The following is a 23373-nucleotide window of genomic DNA, read 5'->3' as shown; positions in this document are numbered from 1 at the left end:
CCAACACACCTACTTCGGCTGGCCGCAGCAATACTTGAGAGCTTCACAGGGGTATCACGCAAACGGTTGCGAACCAACGCCGCCAAGCATTCAGTCGAGGCGTTCGACCGCAGGCAACACCATCGCCTGCACCTCGCCTTGCAGAAACTCCGCCAGCCGTCGCAAGCGCTCGCCGCCAGGGCGGGTTTTTGGCCAGACCAGGTAGTAATTTTCCCCACTGGCCACCGCCGTCGGCCACGGCAGGCTCAATCGTCCTTGGGCGACGTCCTCAGCCACCATCAGCAAATCGCCCATGGACACGCCGTAGCCCCTCGCAGCGGCGATCATGCCCAGCTCCAGGGTGTCGAACACCTGCCCGCCCTTGAGCGACACCTGGGACGACAGCTGCATGCGCGCCAGCCAATTGCGCCAGTCGCGCCGGTCGGGCGTAGGGTGCAGCAATTCGGCGGTGGCCAGGCGCGCGGCGTCCCAAGGTCCATCCTCCAGCAGGTTCGGCGCACCGACAGGAATCAACAGCTCCGGGAACAGGTAACTGGCCTCCCAATCCACTGGAAAACGCCCATCGCTCAGCAGCACCGCACAGTCGAAAGGCTCCTGATTGAAGTCCACCTCGTCCACGCTCATCCAGGCGCTGGTCAGTTGCACCTCATTGCCCGGCTGCAGCGCCCGGAAGCGGCTGAGTCGCGCCAGCAGCCAGCGCATGGTCAATGTGGAGGGGGCCTTCATGCGCAGGATGTCATCTTCGGCATTCAAGGTATGGCAGGCGCGCTCCAGCGCCGCGAACCCTTCGCGCACACCGGGCAACAACAGACGCGCCGCTTCAGTGAGCTGCAAGGTGCGGCCATTGCGCTGGAACAGCCGGCAGGCGAAATGCTCTTCAAGCGTGCGGATATGTCGGCTCACCGCACTTTGGGTGATGGACAATTCCTCGGCCGCGCGGGTGAAAGAGCTGTGTCGGGAGGCCGCTTCAAACGCGCGCAAGGCATAAAGAGGAGGAAGACGACGAGACATGAGGAAAGCTCCGACAGCGCAATACTGAAACCCTACCAGAATCAATCAAGCATGAGTTTTAATCATGCAAACGATCGCATTTATCCCTTTGTGCAATGGGCTGAGAGCGCCGAGAATCAACCCTTCCCCAACCCTCTGACTTTTTGAGCGTGATGATCATGCAGCATCCGGCACGTACCGAACTCTGGGCCATTCTGCGGCTGTCAGGGCCGTTGATTGCCTCACAGTTGGCGCACATGCTGATGGTGTTGACCGACACCCTGATGATGGCGCGCCTGAGCCCCGAAGCCCTGGCCGGTGGCGGCCTGGGTGCCGCAAGCTATTCGTTCGTCGCGATTTTCTGCATCGGCGTGATTGCCGCCGTGGGCACCTTGGTTGCGATCCGCCACGGCGCGGGCGATATCGAAGGCGCCACCCGCCTGACCCAGGCCGGGCTGTGGCTGGCCTGGCTGATGGCCCTGGCGGCGGCCCTGCTGCTGTGGAACCTCAAGCCGGTGCTGCTGATGTTCGGCCAGACCGAGACCAACGTACATTCGGCCGGGCAATTTCTGACCATGCTGCCGTTTGCCCTGCCCGGCTACCTGAGCTTCATGGCCCTGCGCGGTTTTACCAGCGCCATCGGCAAAGCCACTCCGGTGATGGTGATCAGCCTCGGCGGTACGGTGGTCAACTACCTGCTCAACCACGCGCTGATCGAAGGCATGTTCGGCCTGCCCAAGCTCGGCTTGATGGGCATCGGTCTGGTCACGGCGATTGTCGCCAACAGCATGGCGCTGGCGTTGATGTGGTACATCCGCAGCAACCGGGCCTATGCCGCCTACCCGCTGAGTACCGGACTGCTGCGCCTCAACACCCAGTATCTGCGCGAGTTGTGGCGCCTGGGCCTGCCGATCGGCGGCACCTATGCGGTGGAAGTCGGGCTGTTTGCCTTTGCAGCCCTGTGCATGGGCACCATGGGCAGCACGCAGTTGGCAGCGCACCAGATCGCCCTGCAAATCGTGTCGGTGGCCTTTATGGTGCCGGCGGGGATGTCCTACGCGGTGACCATGCGCATCGGCCAGCATTATGGCGCCGGACAGTTGCTGCAGGCACGCATGGCCGGGCGTGTCGGCATAGGCTTTGGCGCGGCGATAATGCTGGGATTCGCGGCGGTGCTGTGGCTGTTTTCCGAACCGCTCATAGGACTGCTGATCGACCACGACAACCCGGCGTTCCACGACGTGATCGTCCTGGCCGTGAGCCTGCTGGCCGTCGCCGCGTGGTTCGAGTTGTTCGACGGCGTGCAAACCATCGCCATGGGTTGCATTCGCGGGCTCAAGGACGCCAAGACCACGTTCCTGATCGGTGCGGGCTGCTACTGGTTGATTGGCGCACCCTCGGCCTGGCTGATGGCCTTCACCTTGGGCTGGGGGCCAACCGGCGTGTGGTGGGGCCTGGCACTGGGACTGGCCTGCGCCGCGATAAGCCTGACCTGGGCGTTTGAAGCGAAGATGAAGCGGATGATTCGCCGGGAAGGCCCGGCGCCCGAAGCCGACACCGGCTTTCAGGCGGTACAGGCCGACTAGAGCCCCTCGCTCACGCGGGTGTGCTTGCCGTCGCCGAAGGTCAGGTATTCCACCAGCTCCGGCAACGGCAGCGGCTTGCTGATCAGGTAACCCTGGGCCTGGTCGCAGCCGAACAGCCGCAACAGCGCCAGTTGCTCGGGGGTTTCCACACCTTCGGCCACCACTTCCAGATTGAGGTTGTGCGCCAGGTTGATCATGGCGTGCACCAGCTTGCGGTTTTCCTCGCGCTCTTCCATCCCGCCGACAAAGCTTTTGTCGATTTTCAGCAACGCAATCGGCAAGCTGTTGAGGTGCACGAACGAAGAGAAACCGGTGCCGAAGTCATCCAGGGAAAACCGCACACCCAGGCGACCAAGGGCGTCCATAGTCTGCTTGACCAGGTCACTGCGGCGCATCACGGCGGTTTCGGTCAGTTCGAATTCCAACCATTGCGCTTCCACGCCGCGCTCGCTGATCAGCCGGCTCAGCGTAGAAAGCAGCTGGCTGTCCTGGAACTGGCGAAATGACAGGTTGACTGCCATATGCAGCGGCGGCAGGCCACGTTCACGCAGGTCTTGCATGTCACGCAGGGCCCGGGAAATCACCCAGTAACCCAGCGGTACAATCAGGCCACTCTGTTCGGCCAGGGGCACGAACTCACTCGGCGGCAACAGGCCGCGCTCGCCGTGGCGCCAGCGCACCAGGGCTTCCAGGCCAACGATATGCCCGTCGTCCAGGTCGAGGCGCGGCTGGTAATGCAGCTCCAGCTCATCACGGCGCAAGGCGCGGCGCAGCTCGCTTTCCAGGTCGGCCAGGCTGCGCGCGTTGCGGTTGATGCGTTCGTTGAAGATATGAAAGGTACAGCCCTGGGTGCTCTTGGCTTGCTGCATGGCGATATGGGCGTGCCACATCAGCGGGTCGGCGCCGGCACGGGCGCGGGCATGGGCCACGCCCAGGCTGCAGCCGATCAGCAGGCTTTCGCCATCCACCCAATAAGGCTCGGCCATGGCTTCGGTGATGCGCTCGGCCATCCACTCCGCACGCTGGGGCGCGCGGCGCGTATCGATCAGCAGGGCGAATTCGTCGCTGCCCAGGCGCGCCAGTTGATCGCCGGCTTCCAGCTGGCTCTTGAGCCGCGAGACCACTTGCAGGATCAGGCGGTCGCCGGCCTGATGGCCGAGGGCATCGTTGGCATGGCGGAAATTATCGAGGTCCAGGTGACCGAGGGCCAGGCCGCGACCTTCGTTCTCCGCCAACCGTGCGGCCAGCAGGGTCTGGAAGCCCTGGCGGTTGGCGATGCCGGTGAGCGGGTCCTGCTCGGCCAGGCGTTGCAGGGTGTTTTCCAGCACACCCCGCTCACGCACATGGCGCAGGCAACGACGCAGCGTGTCGGCGTCCAGCGCATTGCGGATCAGCCAGTCACTGACGCCCAGTGGCGAAACCAGCGGCTCCTGCTCCAACAACAACACGCACGGCAAGCTGCAGCGGCCAGGGCCGGGTTGCAGGCTGGGCATGGTCAACAGCACTGCGCTGTCGTCGTCATCGAACAGACGACTCACCGAGTCCCAGTTTGGCGCGCTGATCAGCACAGCCCCATCGCCCATCGGCGCCAGGCACTCGCGCAACAACGCTGCCCACTCAGGCGTATCGGCCAGCAGCAGCAAACGCAAGGGTTCGACAGGCGTAGACAAGCTAGCTCCCTAGACTCTGCAAAAATTCGTTGGCGGCGGGCATTATGACGTGCGGCCTGATAATCACCAATGATAGGGGTTATCAAATACGCAGGCTGTAAGCAATTGTCTAAAAACCCCGACATCCTGCGGCAAAGTAGCAAAAGCGGCAAATTTAGATCGAGTGGTACGTCACACCGTCGATCCAGGGCAGCAGAATCTTGCCAGCCTGTTAAAATGCCCGCCCTTTTGAACAACGACTCCCTGAATTCCGTATGTCCCGACTCAATCCCCGGCAGCAAGAAGCCGTGAACTACGTCGGCGGCCCTCTATTGGTGCTCGCCGGTGCAGGCTCCGGCAAGACCAGCGTGATCACCCGCAAGATCGCGCACCTGATCCAGAACTGTGGCATCCGCGCCCAGTACATCGTCGCCATGACCTTTACCAACAAGGCCGCGCGGGAAATGAAGGAGCGTGTCGGCACCCTGCTCAAGGGTGGCGAAGGCCGTGGCCTCACGGTATGTACCTTCCACAACCTGGGCCTGAACATCATCCGCAAGGAGCATGTGCGGCTGGGCTACAAGCCGGGCTTCTCGATCTTCGACGAGACCGACGTCAAGGCCCTGATGACCGACATCATGCAGAAGGAATACGCAGGCGACGACGGCGTCGACGAGATCAAGAACATGATCGGCGCCTGGAAAAACGACCTGATCCTGCCGCCCGAAGCCCTGGAAAATGCGCGCAACCCCAAGGAACAGACCGCCGCCATCGTCTACACCCACTACCAGCGCACGCTCAAGGCGTTCAACGCGGTGGACTTCGACGACCTGATCCTGCTGCCGGTAAAGCTGTTCCAGGAACACGCCGACATCCTCGAAAAGTGGCAGAACAAGGTGCGCTACCTGCTGGTGGACGAATACCAGGACACCAACGCCAGCCAATACCTGCTGGTGAAGTTGTTGATCGGTACGCGCAACCAGTTCACCGTGGTGGGCGACGACGACCAGTCGATCTACGCCTGGCGCGGCGCCCGCCCGGAAAACCTGATGCTGCTCAAGGACGACTACCCGTCCCTGAAAGTGGTGATGCTGGAGCAGAACTACCGCTCCACCAGCCGCATCCTGCGTTGCGCCAACGTGCTGATCTCGAACAACCCCCACGAGTTTGAAAAACAACTGTGGAGCGAGATGGGCCACGGCGATGAGATCCGCGTGATCCGCTGCCGCAACGAAGACGCCGAAGCCGAGCGCGTGGCGGTGGAAATCCTCAGCCTGCACCTGCGCACCGACCGCCCCTACAGCGACTTCGCGATCCTGTATCGCGGCAACTACCAGGCCAAGCTGATCGAGCTGAAATTGCAGCACCACCAGGTCCCGTATCGGCTGTCAGGCGGCAACAGCTTTTTCGGACGCCAGGAAGTGAAAGACCTGATGGCCTACTTCCGCCTGATCGTGAACCCGGACGACGACAACGCCTTCCTGCGCGTGATCAACGTGCCGCGCCGCGAGATTGGTTCCACCACCCTGGAAAAGCTCGGTAACTACGCCACCGAACGCAAGATCTCGATGTACGCCGCCACCGATGAAATCGGCCTGGGCGAACACCTGGACACGCGCTTCACCGATCGCCTGTCGCGCTTCAAGCGCTTCATGGACAAGGTACGTGAACAGTGCGCCGGCGAAGACCCGATCAGTGCCCTGCGCAGCATGGTCATGGACATCGACTATGAAAACTGGCTGCGCACCAACAGCTCCAGCGACAAGGCCGCGGATTACCGCATGGGCAACGTCTGGTTCCTGATCGAAGCGTTGAAGAACACCCTGGAAAAAGACGAAGACGGCGAAATGACCGTCGAAGACGCCATCGGCAAGCTGGTGCTGCGCGACATGCTCGAGCGCCAGCAGGAAGAGGAAGACGGCGCCGAAGGTGTACAGATGATGACCTTGCATGCGTCCAAGGGCCTGGAATTTCCCTACGTGTTCATCATGGGCATGGAAGAGGAAATCCTCCCGCACCGCTCCAGCATCGAGGCCGACACAATCGAGGAAGAACGGCGCCTGGCCTACGTGGGCATTACCCGAGCACGTCAGACACTGGCCTTCACCTTTGCCGCCAAGCGCAAGCAATACGGCGAAATCATCGATTGTGCCCCCAGCCGTTTCCTTGACGAGCTGCCGCCGGATGACCTGGCCTGGGAAGGCAATGACGACACCCCGACCGAGGTGAAAGCCGTTCGCGGCAACACCGCCCTGGCGGATATACGCGCGATGTTAAAGCGCTAGAATCGACTACTTTTTAATCTACTTTCGGCGCACAACCCGCCATTAGAGGAAGCTTTCCGTGGAAGCACTGCACAAGAAAATTCGCGAAGAAGGCATCGTGCTTTCCGATCAGGTACTCAAGGTCGACGCCTTTCTGAATCACCAGATCGACCCGGCGCTGATGAAACTGATCGGCGACGAATTCGCCGCGCGGTTCAAGGACTCGGGCATCACCAAGATCGTCACCATTGAAGCGTCGGGCATCGCACCGGCGATCATGACCGGCCTGAACCTCGGCGTGCCGGTGATTTTCGCCCGCAAGCAGCAGTCCCTGACCCTGACCGAAAACCTTCTGTCGGCGACGGTGTATTCCTTCACCAAGAAAGTCGAAAGCACCGTCGCGATCTCGCCGCGTCACCTGACCAGCAGCGACCGCGTACTGGTGATCGATGACTTCCTGGCCAACGGCAAGGCATCCCAGGCGCTGATTTCGATCATCAAGCAGGCCGGTGCGACCGTTGCGGGCTTGGGGATTGTGATCGAGAAGTCGTTCCAGGGTGGCCGTGCGGAGTTGGATGCGCAGGGTTATCGGGTCGAGTCGCTGGCGCGGGTGAAGTCGCTGGAAGGTGGCGTGGTTACCTTCATCGAGTAATCGTTACCTGCACGCGGTTAAACAGGTGGGAGGGGCTTGCCCCCTCCCACCTGTTGACCTGTGTTGGTTTTAGTGTGCGGTTGCTTGTAAGCCAGCGAGCAATAGGCGCTGATAGAGATCCTCCTTCAACCCCTCCGGCGAATCCAACCCCATCCGCTTCAGATGCTCGGGAAACGCCTGCGGCTCCGGTGCATCCAGCGCCGCCTTGCCCAACTCCAGAATCTCCGTGAGCTTGAACTTGCTCTTGAGCCAGTTCAAGGCGCGCAACAGATCCCGCTCTTCGTCCGTGAAGTCGCTGCCCAGCGGATATTCCGGGAACAAACGCCGATGCCGCGCCTGGATACCTTGAAGCCGCTCCGGCGTGTTGTCGCCAAAGCGCGGATCGAGCTGGAAATCCTTGGGCAACTTGCCGGCCTTTTGCGCCTGCTCGATCAAGTCGGCCTGGAAGCGTGAGTCGGTGATGTTGAGCAACGCCTCGATCACCTTGGCATCCGTCTGCCCACGCAGGTCGGCAATACCGTATTCCGTGATGACGATGTCCCTCAGGTGGCGGGGAATGGTGCAATGCCCATACTCCCAGACGATATTGGAACTGACCTCACCCGCCGACTCACGCCAACTGCGCAGGATCAGGATTGAGCGCGCGCCCTCCAGCGCATGCCCCTGAGCCACAAAGTTGTATTGCCCGCCTACGCCGCTGAGCACGCGACCATCCTCCAACTGGTCGGCCACGCCTGCGCCCAGCAACGTCACAGTGATCGCGCTGTTGATAAACCGTGCATCCTGGCGCTGCAGGCGCTTGAGTTCTTCCTGGCCGTACAGCTCGTTGATGTAACTGATGCGGGTCATGTTGAATTCCAGGCGCTTGGCGTGGGTCATCTCCTGCAAACGCTGGTAAAAACTGCGCGGCCCGAGGAAGAACCCGCCATGGATCGAAACGCCATCGGGTTGTGCCGCATCATCCAGCAAACCGGCGTTGGCTTGTTCCTGAGTCGCCACATCCGGGTAGACCTTGCGCCGGATAATCCCCGCATCCGCCAGCACCAGCAGGCCGTTGACGAACATTTCGCTGCAACCGTAGAGGCCACGGGCGAAGGGCTCGACACCGCCTTCACGGCTGATCAGCGGGGCCCACTGGTATACATCGATGTCCGTCAGCAGCAGTCGATAGGCTTCGTTGTCCGCCTGGCGCGCCAGCAACGCGGCGGTCAGCGCATCCCCCATGGAACCGATGCCGATCTGCAAGGTGCCGCCGTCGCGCACCAGGGTGCTGGCATGCAAGCCGATGAAATGGTCCTGGAACCCCACCGGCATGTTCGGCGTGGAGAACAGTGTGGTGCTGTCCTTTGCATCGATCAGGTAGTCGAACGCATCCATGCCCAACTCCGAGTCGCCCGGCATGTAGGGCAACTCGGTGTGAACCTGGCCAACGATCAAGACGGTCTCCCCGGCTTCACGGCGCTTGGCGATCATGGGCAGCAGGTCGAGGGTGATGTCGGGGTTGCAGCTCAGGCTCAGGCGATCCGGGTGTTCGGCGCTGCTCGCGACCAACTGCGCCACCAGGTTCAGGCCGGCGGCGTTAATGTCGCGGGCGGCGTGGCTGTAGTTGCTGCTGACGTAGTCCTGCTGGGCCGACGTGCTGTGGAGCAGACTGCCGGGCTGCATGAAGAATTGCTGCACATGGATATTCTTCGGCAGGCTGTCTGAGTGCAGCGCGGCGAGAAACTCCAACTCTGGGTAATCACCAAACACCCGCTCGATAAAGGGTTCGAGGAAACGCTTCTGCAACCCATCGCCCAAGGTGGGGCGGCCCAGGCTCAGCGCGGTGTAGATCGTCAGCGCCCGCTCCGGCAGCTTGGCGATACGCCGGTACAGTGCATTGGCAAACAGGTTGGGCTTGCCCAGCCCCAGGGGCATGCCCATGTGGATATGCGCCGGTAGCCGCGCGAGTACGTCGTCAACTGCTTGCTCGATTGAACACAACTGCACCATCCGACCCTCCTGAACATTCCATGATTAGGGGTTGGACAGAGAGTGGCGGGTCTTTGCTGCAAAGAACAGCCTCGAAACACAAATTACATCCACAAAAAAGCCGCTCGTAAGCGGCATTTTTGACGAAGATCGACGGTTACAGACCGGACATCTTCTTGATCGCGCCCTTCAGGTCATCATCCGAGCAATCCGCACAGGTGCCTTTTGGCGGCATGGCGTTGATACCGGTGATGGCCTTGGCCAGGATGCCATCAAGGCCGCCCTGGTGGTCGGCGCGTTCTTTCCAGGCAGCGGTGTCGCCGATTTTCGGCGCGCCCAGCAGCCCGGTACCGTGGCATGCGTTGCAGTGCTTGGCGATGATGTCGTCGGGCGTCTTCGCAGCGCCCCCGCCCGCAGCTACCGCCACTTCCATGCCCTTGCACTCCTGGCCCTGGACGCAGACTTGGCCAACCGGCTCCAGGCGCTTGGCAATGTCATCATTGGTCGCAGCTTGAGCGCTGACAGCCCATAGGGCCAGTACGGTTGCTGGTGCAGCCAGCATTTTCATAATTAGATTCACGCGTTCACCCTCAATGGTGGCTATTCACGCCTGCGGCCACGGTTTCGCAGGCGGCGAAAGTATAACGGTTAGCCCGTCCGGCCGAAACAACCCTATTAAACAAAGGGAGATTAGACCTCGCGGAATACAGCTGCGGGAGCCTCTGCAACGCTGGCAGGACGCCTCTTTTGTTAAAAGTTCGCGGGTGTGGCTGCGCTGATTAGTCGCGCCGGCACATCGAACGGATTACGGAAACGATGGGGCTTGGTGCTTTCAAAGTAGTAGCTATCGCCGGCTTCGAGCACAAAAGTTTCAAGACCGACCACCAACTCCAAACGGCCTTCTACCAGAATCCCGGTTTCCTCGCCCTCGTGGGTGAGCATTTCTTCGCCTGTATCGGCGCCAGGCGGGTAGATTTCATTGAGGAACGCAATTGCCCGGCTCGGGTGCGCACGGCCCACCAGCTTCATGGTGACGGCGCCATCAGAGATGTCGATCAGCTCATTGGCTTTATAGACGATCTGCGTCGGTATTTCCTGGAGGATCTCCTCGGAAAAGAACTCGACCATGGACATGGGGATGCCGCCCAGCACCTTGCGCAAGGAACTGATCGAGGGGCTGACGCTGTTTTTTTCGATCATCGAAATGGTGCTGTTGGTGACACCCGCGCGCTTGGCGAGCTCACGCTGGGAAAGACCCTTCAGCTTACGGATGGATTGCAGTCGTTCGCCGACGTCCAATGCGGGAGCCTCCTAGGATTCAGGCGTTGTTGTAATTGAGCGTTATCATGGCGACAGCGTTCAGTATTTACAACACTTGGGCCTAAATCCCAGGGAGTTGTGTTCGTCCCTGACGGTCAAGCGCCGGAATAGAGCCTTGGCACACGACGCAGGTTGCAGAATATCTGGTACGGGATGGTCTCGGCGGCGGCGGCGACGTCACTGGCGAGGATATTTTTGCCCCACAACTCCACCGTGGAACCAAGCCCCGCCTCCGGGACGTCCGTCAGGTCGATGCACAGCATGTCCATGGACACGCGCCCCAGCAATTGGCTGCGCTGCCCCGCCACCAGCACCGGCGTGCCGGTGGGCGCATGGCGCGGGTAGCCGTCGGCATACCCCATGGCAACCACGCCGATACGCATCGGTTTAGGTGTGATGAACCGGGCGCCGTAGCCCACCGGCTCGCCGGCTGGCAGTTCACGCACGCAGATCACTTTCGATTCCAGGGTCATCACCGGCTGCAAACGCGCGGCCAAGGCCTGGTCCTCATCAAACGGTGTGGCGCCATAAAGCATAATGCCAGGACGCACCCAGTCGCTGGATACGTTCGGCCAGCCCAGGACCGACGGCGAGTTGCGCAGGCTGACCTCAGCCACCAAGCCCTGGCGCGCCGCATCGAATACCGCCACTTGCTCGTTGCTGCTGACGCAATCCAGTTCATCGGCGCGGGCAAAATGGCTCATCAACACAATCTTTGCGACTTTGCCGCTGGCCAGCAGGCGCTGGTAAGCCTCGTGGTAATCCTTGGGGTGCAGGCCAACGCGGTGCATCCCCGAATCGAGCTTGAGCCAGATGGTCAGCGGCGCGCTCAACCGGGCCTGTTCGATGGCCTCCAGTTGCCATAGCGAATGCACCACGCACCAGAAATCATGCTCGACGATCAGCGGCAACTCGTCGGCTTCGAAAAAGCCTTCGAGCAGCAGAACTGGCGCGCGAATACCAGCGACGCGCAACTCCAGCGCCTCCTCGATGCACGCCACGGCAAACCCGTCGGCCTCGGCTTCCAGCGCCTGGGCAACGCGTACGGCACCATGGCCGTAGGCGTCGGCCTTGACTACGGCGAGGGCCTTGGCCCCCGTGACTTCACGGGCCAATTGGTAGTTGTGGCGCAAGGCCTGGAGGTCGATCAGGGCACGGGCAGGACGCATGGCGGCAGGCTTCTAGGCGGCAAAGTGGAGAAAAAACCGGCACCGACCAACAGCGTCAGCACCGGGAGAGGGAGCGTTGTTTAAGGCAGCGCGGCCACGACGGACAGCTCTACCAGGATTTCCGGTTCGCACAGCCTGGCCTCAACCGTGGCGCGGGCCGGGGCGACGCCTTTGGGCAGCCACTTGTCCCACACCGCATTCATGCCGGCGAAATCGGCGTCGATGTCCTTCAGATAGATCGTCACCGACAGCAGCTTGGTTTTGTCGGTGCCGGCCAAGTCCAGCAAACGTTCGATATTGGCCAGGGTTTCACGGGTCTGCTGTTCGATCCCGGCGTTCATATCGTCACCGACTTGCCCGGCCAGATACACGGTACCGCTGTGAACGACGACCTGGCTCATGCGCTCATTGGTGAGCTGGCGCTGGATTGACATGTTTTGCGGACTCCTGGTGGTTGCCATAACGGGAAATATCGAGGCCTTCGGCGCTGATCTGCGGCGTTTTCTTCGCCATCAGGTCGGCCAACAGGCGACCGGAGCCGCACGCCATGGTCCAACCGAGGGTGCCATGGCCGGTGTTGAGGAACAGGTTCTTGAACGGCGTGGCACCGACAATCGGCGTGCCGTCGGGTGTGGTCGGACGCAGGCCGGTCCAGAACGTGGCTTCGGCCAGATCGCCGCCCTGAGGATAAAGGTCGTTGACGATCATCTCCAGGGTTTCACGCCGACGCGGGTTAAGCGACAGGTCAAAACCGGCTATTTCAGCCATGCCACCGACGCGGATGCGGTTGTCGAAACGGGTGATGGCGACCTTGTAGGTCTCGTCGAGAATGGTCGACGTCGGCGCCATCGCCGAGTTGGTAATCGGCACGGTCAGCGAGTAGCCCTTGAGCGGGTACACCGGCGCCTTGATCCCCAGCGGCTTGAGCAGCTTCGGCGAGTAGCTGCCGAGGGCCAGCACGTAGCGGTCGGCGGTCTCCAGCTTGCCGTCGATCCACACGCCGTTGACGCGCTCGCCCGCGTAGTCAAGGCGCTGGATGTCCTGTTCGAAACGGAACTCCACACCCAGCTGCTTGCACATGTCGGCCAGGCGGGTGGTGAACATCTGGCAGTCGCCGGTCTGGTCGTTGGGCAGGCGCAGGGCACCGGCGAGGATATCGGTGACGCTGGCCAGGGCCGGTTCAACACGGGCAATACCGGCGCGGTCGAGCAGCTCGAACGGCACACCGGACTCTTTCAACACGGCGATGTCTTTGGCGGCGCCATCCAACTGAGCCTGGGTACGGAACAACTGGGTAGTCCCGAGGGTGCGGCCTTCGTAGGCGATACCGGTTTCAGCACGCAGCTCATCGAGGCAGTCACGGCTGTACTCGGACAGGCGCACCATGCGCTCCTTGTTCACCGCATAACGGCTGGCGGTGCAGTTGCGCAGCATCTGCGCCATCCACAGGTATTGGTCAATATCCGCCGTGGCCTTGATCGCCAACGGCGCGTGGCGTTGCAACAACCACTTGATGGCCTTGAGCGGCACGCCCGGCGCGGCCCATGGCGAAGCGTAGCCTGGGGACACCTGGCCGGCGTTGGCGAAACTGGTTTCCATGGCAGCAGCCGGCTGACGGTCGACCACAACCACTTCAAAGCCGGCCCGCGCCAAATAGTAGGCACTGGTCACACCAATGACGCCGCTACCCAAGACCAGAACGCGCATTTTTATACCCTCATCGCGGGCTTGGCCGCTGACGTGTGTTATTCGAGCAATGATGGACGCAGTATAAAAAGCAATCGCCAGTGCATTTCACTATATAAATGCCTATATTTGGCGACAATTCTCGGCAAAAACCCTTTTTACAGAGGCGTATCCCCTATGCGTACCAACACCCAGACCAAGCGGGAGCTGGACAAGATCGACCGCAACATCCTGCGCATCCTGCAAACCGATGGGCGAATTTCGTTCACCGAGCTGGGGGAAAAGGTCGGGCTCTCCACCACGCCGTGTACCGAGCGGGTGCGGCGGCTGGAGCGCGAGGGGATCATCATGGGTTACAACGCGCGGCTCAATCCCCAGCATTTGAAAGGAAGTTTACTGGTATTTGTCGAGATCAGCCTCGATTACAAATCCGGCGACACCTTTGAGGAGTTCCGCCGCGCCGTGCTGAAACTGCCCCATGTGCTGGAATGCCACCTGGTCTCGGGGGACTTCGACTACCTGGTGAAAGCGCGGATTTCCGAGATGGCCTCGTACCGCAAATTGCTCGGCGACATCCTGCTCAAGTTGCCCCATGTGCGGGAATCGAAGAGCTATATCGTGATGGAAGAGGTCAAGGAGAGCCTCAACCTGCCTATTCCCGATTAAACCAGCACCTGCCGAGTGCTCGCCATGTATTCATGGATCTGCTTTTCCACCCGTGGGTGAATCAGTTCTGCGGGCCCCCGCCCATTGGGGCATGGCAAGGTCTTCGTGGTGCCGAACAGCCGACAGATCAGCGGCCGCTCGTCATATACGGTGCAGCCGTTGGGGCCTAGGTGCACACAGTTCAGCTCGTCCATCGCGGCGTCCTGCTCGGCAGCGGTCTTGCGTGGCAGGCGCGACATTTCCTCGGGCGAAGTGGTGACCGGCCCACAGCAGTCGTGGCAGCCGGGGACGCACTCGAACGAAGGAATCTGACGGCGCAGCGCGCTGATTTTCTGACTGTTGCAACTCATCGAAACAGGTACCGAACGGCGAATAGAGGTGGATTCTGAAGCAAAACGCCCTGCGCAGACAGCTTCGTCCGACCGCTGTATCCTGCGTCAAATTTTCCAAACAGGGATGCTCCCCATGACTGCCAGCGCCCGGCACACCGCTTCCTACTACGCCGCCAGCAGCGTACCGCAACCCGATTACCCGGCGCTGACGGGCGAAGTGAGCACCGATGTGTGCGTGATCGGCGGCGGCTTTTCCGGGCTCAACACGGCCCTGGAGCTGGCTGAGCGCGGCTTCAGCGTGGTGCTGCTGGAGGCGCGCAAGATCGCCTGGGGTGCCAGCGGGCGCAATGGCGGCCAGTTGATTCGCGGCGTCGGTCATGGCCTGGAGCAGTTCACCAACGTGATCGGCACCGATGGCGTGCGCCAGATGAAGCTGATGGGCCTGGAAGCCGTGGAGATCGTGCGTGAACGTGTCGAACGCTACCAGATCCCCTGCGACCTGACCTGGGGCTACTGCGACCTGGCCAACAAGCCTCGCGACCTGCAAGGCCTTGCCGAAGACGCCGAAGAACTGCGCAGCCTGGGCTATCGCCACGAAGTGCGCCTGCTGCAGGCGAGCGACATGGGCAGCGTCATCGGCTCCGACCGCTATGTGGGCGGCATGATCGACATGGGTTCCGGCCACCTGCATCCATTGAACCTGGCTCTCGGCGAAGCCGCCGCCGCGCAGCAATTGGGTGTGCAGTTGTTCGAACAGTCGCAAGTTACGCGCATCGACTACGGCCCCGAGGTCAAGGTGCACACCGCCCAAGGCACTGTGCGCGCCAAGACCCTGGTCCTGGCTTGCAATGCCTACCTCAATGGACTGAATCCGCAATTAAGCGGCAAGGTGCTGCCCGCCGGCAGCTACATCATCGCCACCGAGCCCTTGAGCCAGGCCCAAGCCGCCAACCTGCTACCGCAGAACATGGCGGTGTGTGACCAGCGCGTGACGGTGGATTACTTCCGGCTGTCCGCCGACCGTCGCCTGTTATTCGGCGGCGCCTGCCACTACTCCGGACGCGACCCCAAGGACATCGGCGCCTACATGCGGCCAAAGATGCTGCAGGTGTTCCCACAGCTGGCCGACGTGAAGATCGATTACCAATGGGGCGGCATGATCGGCATCGGCGCCAACCGCCTGCCGCAGATCGGCCGCCTGGCGGACCAGCCCAATGTGTATTACGCCCAGGCCTACGCAGGCCACGGCCTCAACGCCACGCACCTGGCGGGCAAGCTGCTGGCCGAAGCCATCAGTGGCCAGCAGCAGGGACGTTTTGACCTGTTCGCCCGGGTGCCACACATCACCTTTCCCGGCGGCAAGCACCTGCGCTCGCCGCTGCTGGCCTTGGGAATGCTCTGGCACCGCCTCAAAGAGCTGGTCTGATCAATCGCGCCAGAAGGGTTTCAAACCTTCCTGGCGTGCCTGCTCTGCGCTCAACCCCACGTCGCGCAATTGCTCGCCGGTCAAGTGCAGCAAGGCCTTGCGTGTATGGCGGCGGTGCCAGAACAGGCTCCAGCGGCTGATCTCGCGCGGCGACGTCGCCCGCTCCTGCCCAGCCTGCAATTCCTGACTGTGTAACGTCAGCCGCACATCACTCATGCCGTTCATTTTGCTGCCCCTCATTTGCCTGTTGCCATGAGTGGCTAGAATGAGCGAGCAGGCAAAACCATTACAGATTCAACCCACCTTTATTAAATCCATACAGACACTGCCTATGCGCGGCTGAATCCTGTATTTTCCCCCTATCTGTACTGGTCCCCTGGGAGCGACCGCCATGACGCTTTACGTCAACCTCGCCGAATTGCTGGGCACACGCATCGAACAGGGGTTCTATCGCCCTGGCGATCGACTGCCGTCCGTACGCGCCTTGAGCGTGGAGCACGGGGTCAGCCTGAGCACCGTGCAGCAGGCGTATCGATTGCTGGAAGACAACGGCCTGGCGATGCCCAAGCCTAAGTCCGGCTACTTTGTACCGGTAGGTCGGGAGTTGCCGGCACTGCCGGAGGTCGGCCGCCCGGCCCAGCGTCCGGTGGAAATATCGCAGTGGGACCAGGTGCTGGAATTGATTCGCGCAGTCCCGCGCAAAGACGTCATACAGATGGGTCGCGGCATGCCGGATGTATTGTCGCCCACCCTCAAGCCCCTGCTGCGCAGCCTGGCTCGCGTCAGCCGGCGCCAGGATCTGCCCGGACTGTATTACGACAATATCCTCGGCTGTATGGAACTGCGAGAGCAAATCGCCCGTCTGTCAGTGGATTCCGGCTGCCAACTGACGGCCGAGGACATCGTGATTACCACCGGCTGCCACGAGGCGCTGTCCGCCAGCATCCACGCCATCTGCGAGCCAGGCGACATTGTTGCGGTGGACTCGCCCAGCTTCCACGGGGCCATGCAGACCCTCAAGGGCCTGGGCATGAAAGCCCTGGAAATCCCCACCGACCCGATCACCGGCATCAGCCTCGAAGCCCTGGAACTGGCACTGGAACAGTGGCCGATCAAGGTCATCCAGCTGACCCCCAACTGCAATAACCCCCTGGGCTATATCATGCCGGAGGCGCGCAAACGCGCATTGCTGACCCTGGCCCAGCGCTTTGACGTCGCGATCATCGAAGACGATGTGTATGGCGAACTGGCCTACAGCTACCCACGCCCGCGCACCATCAAATCCTTCGACGAAGACGGTCGTGTGCTGCTGTGCAGTTCGTTCTCCAAGACCCTGGCGCCAGGCCTGCGCATTGGCTGGGTCGCTCCGGGCCGGTACCTGGAGCGGGTACTGCACATGAAGTACATCAGCACCGGCTCCACCGCCACGCAGCCGCAGATCGCAATTGCCGAGTTTCTCAAGGGTGGTCATTTCGAACCGCACTTGCGACGGATGCGCACGCAATACCAGCGTAATCGCGACCTGATGCTCGACTGGGTCAGCCGCTACTTCCCGGCCGGCACCCGCGCCAGCCGCCCACAAGGCAGCTTCATGCTGTGGATAGAACTACCGGAAGGTTTCGACACCCTCAAGCTCAACCGCGCACTGGTGGAACAAGGCGTACAGGTGGCTGTGGGAAGCATCTTTTCCGCGTCGGGCAAGTACCGTAACTGCCTGCGCATGAATTACGCTGCCAAGCCCACCGCCCAGATTGAAGAGGCCGTGCGCAAAGTCGGCGCTGCCGCGATCAAGATGCTGGCCGACACGGTGGACTGACCTTTCGCGAGAAATCGCCGTCATATGTCGACAACCGCCCTGACCTGGACACGACTCCCTTGATGATTCGACGGCTTTTACCGTTTTTCCTGCTGGGAGCCCTGGCCCTGAGCGGCTGCGCCACGGTGAGTACCCCACGCATACCCAGCGACGCCCTGCCGGCCGCCCAGTCGTCGTTCGGCCGCTCGATCCAGGCCCAGGCCGCGCCTTACCAGGGCCGTTCGGGTTTTCGCCTGCTGCCCAACAGCAGCGAAGCCTTCATGGCCCGCGCCGAGCTGATCCGCAATGCCCAGACCAGCCTTGACCTGCAGTACTACATCGTCCACGACGGCATCAGCACGCGCATGCTGGTGGATGAACTGCTCAAGGCCGCCGACCGTGGCGTGCGCGTGCGCATCCTGCTGGATGACACCACCAGCGACGGCCTCGACCAGATCATCGCCACCCTCGCCGCCCACCCCAAGATCGAGATTCGCCTGTTCAACCCCTTGCACCTGGGGCGCAGCACCGGTGTGACGCGCGCCATGGGCCGCCTGTTCAACCTGTCGCTGCAACACCGGCGCATGCACAACAAGCTGTGGCTGGCGGACAACAGCGTGGCCATCGTCGGTGGGCGCAACCTGGGGGATGAGTATTTCGACGCCGAGCCCAACCTGAACTTCACCGATATCGACATGCTCAGCGTGGGGCCGGTGGCCGAGCAACTCGGGCACAGTTTCGATCAGTACTGGAACAGCGCCCTGAGCAAACCCATTGATGATTTTGTCTCCAATACGCCCTCCAAAGGTGACCTGGCCGCCGCGCGCCTGAGCCTGGAGGCGTCGCTGGCCGAATCGCGCCAGCAGAAGCACGCGCTGTACGCGCGCCTGCGCACCTACCAGACCCAGCCGCGCATGGACATCTGGCGCCGCGAACTGATCTGGGCCTGGAACCAGGCGCTGTGGGACGCACCCAGCAAGGTGCTGTCCAAGGCCGACCCGGACCCGCATCTGCTGCTGACCACGCAACTGGCCCCGGAGCTGGAAGGCGTCAACCATGAACTGATGATGATCTCGGCGTACTTCGTGCCGGGACAGCCCGGGCTGGTGTACCTGACGGGGCGCGCCGACGCGGGCGTATCGGTGAGCTTGTTGACCAACTCCCTCGAAGCCACCGACGTGCCTGCCGTACATGGCGGCTATGCACCGTACCGCAAGGCGCTGCTGGAGCACGGGGTAAAACTCTACGAGCTGCGCCGCCAACCGGGTGACGGCAGCGGCAGCGGCCCGCACCTGTTTCGCCGAGGCACGTTCCGCGGCTCGGACTCGAGCCTGCACAGCAAGGCGATGATCTTTGATCGGCAAAAATCGTTTGTCGGTTCCTTCAATTTCGACCCGCGCTCCGTGCTGTGGAACACCGAGGTCGGCGTGCTGGTGGACAGTCCCGAGCTGGCGGAACACGTGCGCAATCTCGCCCTGCAAGGCATGGCGCCGGCCCTGAGCTACGAGGCGAAACTGCAGGACGGCAACGTGGTATGGGTGACCGAGGACAACGGCCAACTGCACACCCTGACCCGTGAGCCGGGCAGTTGGTGGCGACGGTTCAATGCCTGGTTCGCCACCTCGGTCGGCCTGGAGCGCATGCTCTAGGAACAGCGAGGATCAAGCGGGCTGAGCAGCACCAAATGCGCCTTGGCGCAGCAACAGCAGCACCAAACCCAAGGCCCCGGCCGCCATCAGCAACGGCAGCGCGTGCCCGCTGATCCATTGGCTGCCGGCGCCGGCTACCAGCGGGCCGATCAGGCAACCGATGCCCCACAACTGCGCGATGTGGGCATTGGCACGCACCAGCGCATCGTCACGATAACGCTCGCCGATCAGGATCAGCGACAACGTGAACAACCCGCCGGCACTGGCGCCGAACAGCACCCATATTGGCCAGATCAGCAGCGTGTGCATCAGCAACGGAACCGCCAGGCTCGATGCCAGCAACAGCAGTGCGCAACTCAAAAACAGCGTGCGTCGTGGCAGATAATCCGCCAGCGCACCGATGGGCAGTTGCAGCAGCGCGTCACCGACCACTACCGTGCTGACCATCGCCAGGGCAATTTCGGCAGTGAAGCCCTGTTGCAGGCAATACACCGGCAGCAGCGTCAGGATCATCGCCTCAAACGCGGCGAACAGCGCCACCGCCCAGGCAATCGCCGGCAGGCTCAGGCAGAAGCGCCACAGGTCCGCGAAGGTCACGCTGAACGATTCGGCACTGGGCGCACCAGAGCGACCCAGCAATGCCAACGGAGCCACCACCAGCAGGCCAACGCCGACCCAGAAACCATAGTCATGGTCGGTACCGATCAGGCCCAGCAGCAACGGGCCCGAGAGCTGGCTCAAGGCATAACTGCAGCCATACAGCGCCACCAGCCGGCCACGCCACTGCTCCACCACCAACTGGTTGATCCAGCTTTCACCGAGGATAAACACGATGGTCAGGATCACCCCGATCATCAGGCGCAACGCCAGCCATATCGGGTAGCTGGGCAGAATGGCCAGCAAACCGATGGACACCGCGCCAGCCCACAGGCACAGACGCATGAGATTCGCGGTGCCGAGCCAGGCGGCCAGGCGGCTGGAGACCTTGGCGCCGAGCAATACGCCAAAGGCCGGCATGGCGGCCATTACGCCAATCGCGAAACTGCCGTAGCCCCAGCCCTCCAGGCGCAGGGAGACCAGCGGCATGCTGACGCCCAGGGCCAGGCCGACACTGAGTACCGAGGCCAGGACGGCGAAATAGGTCGCCCAACGCATTGCCACGCTCCTGTGGATAATCATGGGTTCACACAAAACAGTGTGGGAGGGGGCTTGCTCCCGATTGCGGTGGATCAGTGAGCACTGTTAGTGCCTGACACACTGCTATCGGGGGCAAGCCCCCTCCCACATTTGCCTGCGGTGTTGCTTACAGCTTGATCCAGGTCGCCTTCAGCTCGGTGTACTTGTCGAACGCATGCAGCGACTTGTCGCGACCATTACCCGACTGCTTGAAGCCGCCAAACGGTGCGGTCATGTCGCCGCCGTCGTATTGGTTGACCCACACGCTACCGGCACGCAGGGCCTTGGCGGTGAGGTGCGCCTTGGAAATGTCCGACGTCCACACCGCAGCGGCGAGGCCGTATTGGGTGTCGTTGGCGATCTTGATAGCTTCCTCGGCGCCGTCAAAGGTGATCACCGACAGCACTGGGCCGAAGATTTCTTCCTGGGCGATTCTCATGGCGTTGGTTACACCGTCGAAAATCGTCGGCTCGACGTAGGTGCCGCCCGTCTCTTCCAGGATGCGCTTGCCACCCGCCACCAACTTGGCGCCGTCAGTGTGGCCGGCTTCGATGTACGACAGCACGGTGTTCATCTGCTGGGTGTCCACCAGGGCACCGACGTTGGTCGCCGGGTCCAGCGGGTTGCCGGGTTTCCAGCCCTTGAGGGCCTCTATCACCAGCGGCAGGAAGGTGTCCTTGATCGAACGTTCCACCAGCAGGCGCGAACCGGCAGTGCAGACTTCACCCTGGTTGAAGGCGATGGCGCTGGCAGCGGATTCGGCGGCGGCTTGCAGGTTCGGAGCATCGGCAAAAACGATGTTCGGGCTCTTGCCGCCGGCTTCCAGCCATACACGCTTCATGTTCGATTCGCCGGAGCGGATCAACAGTTGCTTGGCGATCTTGGTCGAACCGGTGAACACCAGTGTGTCGACGTCCATGTGCAGCGCCAGCGCATTGCCGACGGTGTGGCCGTAGCCCGGCAGCACGTTGAACACGCCTTTCGGAATACCGGCTTCAACGGCCAGGGCCGCGATGCGGATAGCGGTGAGTGGGGATTTTTCGGACGGCTTGAGGATCACCGAGTTACCGGTGGACAGCGCCGGGCCGAGTTTCCAGCAGGCCATCATCAGCGGGAAGTTCCACGGCACGATGGCACCCACCACGCCGACCGGCTCGCGGGTCACCAGACCCAACTGATCGTGCGGGGTGGCTGCGACTTCGTCGTAGATCTTGTCGATTGCCTCGCCGCTCCAGCTCAGGGCATTTGCCGCGCCGGGTACGTCAATGTTCAGGGAGTCACTGATCGGCTTGCCCATGTCCAGGGTTTCGAGCAGCGCCAGTTCTTCGGCATTGGCCTTGAGCAGCGCGGCGAAACGGATCATGGTGGCTTTGCGTTTGGCCGGCGCCAGGCGCGACCAGACACCGGAATTAAAGGTGGCGCGGGCATTTTCTACGGCGCGCTGGGCGTCGGCGGCGTCACAACTGGCTACGCTGGTGAGCAGGCGGCCATCGACCGGGCTGATGCATTCGAAGGTGTCGCCGGAAACAGCAGCGGTGTATTCGCCATTGATGTAGGCGCGGCCTTCGATCTTCAGATCCTTGGCGCGTTGTTCCCAGTCGGCACGGGTCAGGGTGGTCATGCGAGTGTCCTCCTCTTATTGAATACAAGGGCCAGGCGATGTCCCCCGGCAGCCTCAAAGAATGCTTGCCCGCCAGCCAGCTGTTCGGCTCAAAGGCAGCTGCCACCCTAAACCAGCGGCCGGGGATGTTTCAATATATTTGACATAACCGCGGTAAACGCCCTTGCGATGTTCATTTTAATAAACATAGACTTTGGGCTCTCCAACCGCAGGCCAGACGGGACACGCACATGAGCATCCAGGACATCGTCGACTTCAGCCAGGCCAACACCGCCCCAGACCGCTACCGCCCTGCCGCGGAAAAAATCCTCAAGGGCGATCCCGAACAAACGGTGTACAACCATTACAACAGCCCGTGCGGCCAGATGAACGCCGGGGTCTGGGAAGGTGAGGTCGGGCAGTGGCAGGTCAACTACAGCGAGCATGAGTATTGCGAGATCGTGCAGGGCGTCTCTGTATTGCGCGACGCCGAGGGCAATGCGAAGACCTTGCGTGCCGGCGACCGCTTCGTGATCCCCGCCGGCTTCAGCGGCACCTGGGAAGTGCTGGAGCCGTGCCGCAAGATCTATGTGGTGTTCGAGCAGAAGGCCTGATCAGTAAATCCGACGCAAAAAAAAGCCCGTATCGTGAGATACGGGCTTTTTTCACAAGGAGGAAAATCAATTACTTGATTTTGCCTTCTTTGTAGATCACGTGCTTGCGAACGCGCGGGTCGAACATTTTCTTTTCGAGCTTGTCCGGGGTAGTACGCTTGTTCTTGTCGGTAGTGTAGAAGTGACCAGTACCGGCGCTAGAGATCATTCGAATCAATTCACGCATGATAGAGCTCCTTAGATCTTGCCAGCGGCGCGGATTTCGGCCAGCACGACAGTGATGCCACGCTTGTCGATAATACGCATGCCTTTGGCAGATACACGCAGGCGAACAAAACGTTTCTCTTCTTCAACCCAGAAGCGGTGATGCTGCAGGTTCGGCAGGAAACGACGACGGGTTTTGTTATTTGCGTGGGAAATGTTATTCCCAGTCACCGGACCCTTACCGGTAACTTGACAGACTCTCGACATGCCTCAGCCCTCTAAAACCACATGCCCAACCCGGCATGGGTTGGCCGCTTAATCTCTCAGTCATTTGGCGCCAGGCGCCGCGTTTCTTTAGGGTCTTACCGGCTACACCTACAAGCGAAGGAACCGGGCCCCTAGAAAAGAGCGCTGCTTTATACCAGAAAGACCCATGTGCAACAACAGCCCGTGTATTTTTACCGGCGTAAATCTCGGCGACAGACGTCCGAACCGTTGCCAGGAGGGGCCGCTGTAACAGCCGACCGCTCGTCGCACAGAATGATTTACAGCGCTCGCGCGCGCAGCAAAGCGCACAGCGAAACGCGCTGGGGTGCCATCAAAACAGCATTTGAGGCAAAAGCA

The 23373-nt window shown here is 61.5% G+C and carries 22 protein-coding genes; 8 read left to right on the top strand and 14 right to left on the bottom strand.

Annotated elements, in window-relative coordinates; translation table 11 throughout:
• Window positions 1–90: 90 nt before the first annotated feature.
• A complete protein-coding gene (locus BM416_RS12290; protein WP_027608309.1) occupies window positions 91–1011 on the bottom strand; it encodes a LysR substrate-binding domain-containing protein in 921 nt (306 codons plus the stop codon).
• Between the two features lie 152 nt (window positions 1012–1163).
• Here BM416_RS12290 and BM416_RS12285 point away from each other — a divergent pair, with 152 nt between their 5' ends.
• On the top strand, window positions 1164–2576 hold the full coding sequence (locus BM416_RS12285) for a NorM family multidrug efflux MATE transporter (protein WP_092488221.1): 1413 nt from the start codon (window positions 1164–1166) through the stop codon (window positions 2574–2576).
• On the opposite strand, the gene BM416_RS12280 is transcribed toward BM416_RS12285, so the two are convergent.
• Entirely contained in the window at window positions 2573–4246 is a 1674-nt protein-coding gene (locus tag BM416_RS12280) for a putative bifunctional diguanylate cyclase/phosphodiesterase (protein WP_027608307.1), read from the bottom strand. The two genes, BM416_RS12285 and BM416_RS12280, sit on opposite strands and share 4 nt — an antisense overlap.
• Window positions 4247–4500: 254 nt before the next feature.
• Here BM416_RS12280 and rep point away from each other — a divergent pair, with 254 nt between their 5' ends.
• Complete coding sequence (gene rep, locus BM416_RS12275) at window positions 4501–6510, top strand: DNA helicase Rep (RefSeq protein WP_027608306.1); 2010 nt, start codon at window positions 4501–4503, stop codon at window positions 6508–6510.
• A gap of 58 nt (window positions 6511–6568) precedes the next feature.
• On the top strand, window positions 6569–7141 hold the full coding sequence (locus tag BM416_RS12270) for a xanthine phosphoribosyltransferase (protein ID WP_065938001.1): 573 nt from the start codon (window positions 6569–6571) through the stop codon (window positions 7139–7141).
• A 69-nt stretch (window positions 7142–7210) separates the two neighbouring features.
• Here BM416_RS12270 and BM416_RS12265 read toward each other — a convergent pair whose 3' ends face one another.
• From BM416_RS12265 to dadA, 6 genes are all read right to left on the bottom strand, one after another.
• Window positions 7211–9133 (bottom strand): acetyl-CoA hydrolase/transferase C-terminal domain-containing protein, encoded by a 1923-nt coding sequence (locus tag BM416_RS12265; RefSeq protein WP_092488220.1) that lies wholly within the window; start codon window positions 9131–9133, stop codon window positions 7211–7213.
• Between the two features lie 136 nt (window positions 9134–9269).
• Window positions 9270–9680, bottom strand: a complete 411-nt coding sequence (locus tag BM416_RS12260) for a c-type cytochrome (RefSeq protein ID WP_043293857.1) — start codon at window positions 9678–9680, stop codon at window positions 9270–9272.
• 182 nt (window positions 9681–9862) lie between these two features.
• Window positions 9863–10411, bottom strand: a complete 549-nt coding sequence (locus tag BM416_RS12255) for a cupin domain-containing protein (protein ID WP_003176893.1) — start codon at window positions 10409–10411, stop codon at window positions 9863–9865.
• A gap of 116 nt (window positions 10412–10527) precedes the next feature.
• Window positions 10528–11601 (bottom strand): alanine racemase, encoded by a 1074-nt coding sequence (gene alr / locus BM416_RS12250; RefSeq protein WP_092488219.1) that lies wholly within the window; start codon window positions 11599–11601, stop codon window positions 10528–10530.
• Window positions 11602–11681: 80 nt separating this feature from the next.
• Window positions 11682–12035, bottom strand: coding sequence for a RidA family protein (locus BM416_RS12245; protein WP_092488218.1), 354 nt, complete (start codon window positions 12033–12035; stop codon window positions 11682–11684).
• A complete protein-coding gene (dadA, locus tag BM416_RS12240; RefSeq protein ID WP_092488217.1) occupies window positions 12007–13308 on the bottom strand; it encodes a D-amino acid dehydrogenase in 1302 nt (433 codons plus the stop codon). The genes BM416_RS12245 and dadA overlap by 29 nt, the downstream gene beginning before the upstream one ends.
• A gap of 156 nt (window positions 13309–13464) precedes the next feature.
• On the opposite strand from dadA, the gene BM416_RS12235 reads away from it, so the two are divergent.
• On the top strand, window positions 13465–13953 hold the full coding sequence (locus tag BM416_RS12235; protein ID WP_003176896.1) for an Lrp/AsnC ligand binding domain-containing protein: 489 nt from the start codon (window positions 13465–13467) through the stop codon (window positions 13951–13953).
• Here the strand turns inward: BM416_RS12235 and BM416_RS12230 are convergent.
• On the bottom strand, window positions 13950–14303 hold the full coding sequence (locus BM416_RS12230) for a YkgJ family cysteine cluster protein (RefSeq protein ID WP_092488216.1): 354 nt from the start codon (window positions 14301–14303) through the stop codon (window positions 13950–13952). The two genes, BM416_RS12235 and BM416_RS12230, sit on opposite strands and share 4 nt — an antisense overlap.
• 115 nt (window positions 14304–14418) lie before the next feature.
• Here BM416_RS12230 and BM416_RS12225 point away from each other — a divergent pair, with 115 nt between their 5' ends.
• Window positions 14419–15711 (top strand): NAD(P)/FAD-dependent oxidoreductase, encoded by a 1293-nt coding sequence (locus BM416_RS12225; protein WP_092488215.1) that lies wholly within the window; start codon window positions 14419–14421, stop codon window positions 15709–15711.
• Here the strand turns inward: BM416_RS12225 and BM416_RS12220 are convergent, their stop codons facing one another.
• Window positions 15712–15936, bottom strand: coding sequence for a DUF1127 domain-containing protein (locus BM416_RS12220; RefSeq protein WP_092488214.1), 225 nt, complete (start codon window positions 15934–15936; stop codon window positions 15712–15714).
• A gap of 166 nt (window positions 15937–16102) precedes the next feature.
• On the opposite strand from BM416_RS12220, the gene BM416_RS12215 reads away from it, so the two are divergent.
• Together BM416_RS12215 and BM416_RS12210 are read left to right on the top strand one after the other, a co-directional pair.
• A complete protein-coding gene (locus tag BM416_RS12215) occupies window positions 16103–17527 on the top strand; it encodes an aminotransferase-like domain-containing protein (protein ID WP_092488213.1) in 1425 nt (474 codons plus the stop codon).
• Between the two features lie 62 nt (window positions 17528–17589).
• Window positions 17590–19155: a phospholipase D family protein gene (locus BM416_RS12210; RefSeq protein WP_092488212.1), complete on the top strand. Its 1566-nt coding sequence runs from the start codon at window positions 17590–17592 to the stop codon at window positions 19153–19155.
• A gap of 12 nt (window positions 19156–19167) precedes the next feature.
• On the opposite strand, the gene BM416_RS12205 is transcribed toward BM416_RS12210, so the two are convergent.
• Together BM416_RS12205 and BM416_RS12200 are read right to left on the bottom strand one after the other, a co-directional pair.
• Window positions 19168–20310: an MFS transporter gene (locus tag BM416_RS12205; protein ID WP_092488211.1), complete on the bottom strand. Its 1143-nt coding sequence runs from the start codon at window positions 20308–20310 to the stop codon at window positions 19168–19170.
• Window positions 20311–20458: 148 nt separating this feature from the next.
• Window positions 20459–21952 (bottom strand): aldehyde dehydrogenase, encoded by a 1494-nt coding sequence (locus tag BM416_RS12200; RefSeq protein WP_027608295.1) that lies wholly within the window; start codon window positions 21950–21952, stop codon window positions 20459–20461.
• Window positions 21953–22182: 230 nt separating this feature from the next.
• Here BM416_RS12200 and BM416_RS12195 point away from each other — a divergent pair, with 230 nt between their 5' ends.
• A complete protein-coding gene (locus BM416_RS12195; protein WP_027608294.1) occupies window positions 22183–22545 on the top strand; it encodes a cupin domain-containing protein in 363 nt (120 codons plus the stop codon).
• A gap of 70 nt (window positions 22546–22615) precedes the next feature.
• Here the strand turns inward: BM416_RS12195 and rpmG are convergent, their stop codons facing one another.
• Window positions 22616–22771 (bottom strand): 50S ribosomal protein L33, encoded by a 156-nt coding sequence (gene rpmG, locus BM416_RS12190; protein ID WP_003176906.1) that lies wholly within the window; start codon window positions 22769–22771, stop codon window positions 22616–22618.
• An 11-nt stretch (window positions 22772–22782) separates the two neighbouring features.
• Complete coding sequence (gene rpmB / locus BM416_RS12185) at window positions 22783–23016, bottom strand: 50S ribosomal protein L28 (RefSeq protein ID WP_003176907.1); 234 nt, start codon at window positions 23014–23016, stop codon at window positions 22783–22785.
• Between the last annotated feature and the right edge of the window lie 357 nt (window positions 23017–23373).

This window comes from Pseudomonas sp. NFACC42-2, assembly GCF_900116055.1.
In the GTDB taxonomy this organism is placed as follows: domain Bacteria; phylum Pseudomonadota; class Gammaproteobacteria; order Pseudomonadales; family Pseudomonadaceae; genus Aquipseudomonas; species Aquipseudomonas marginalis.
This window is presented reverse-complemented; position numbering and strand designations above follow the sequence as displayed.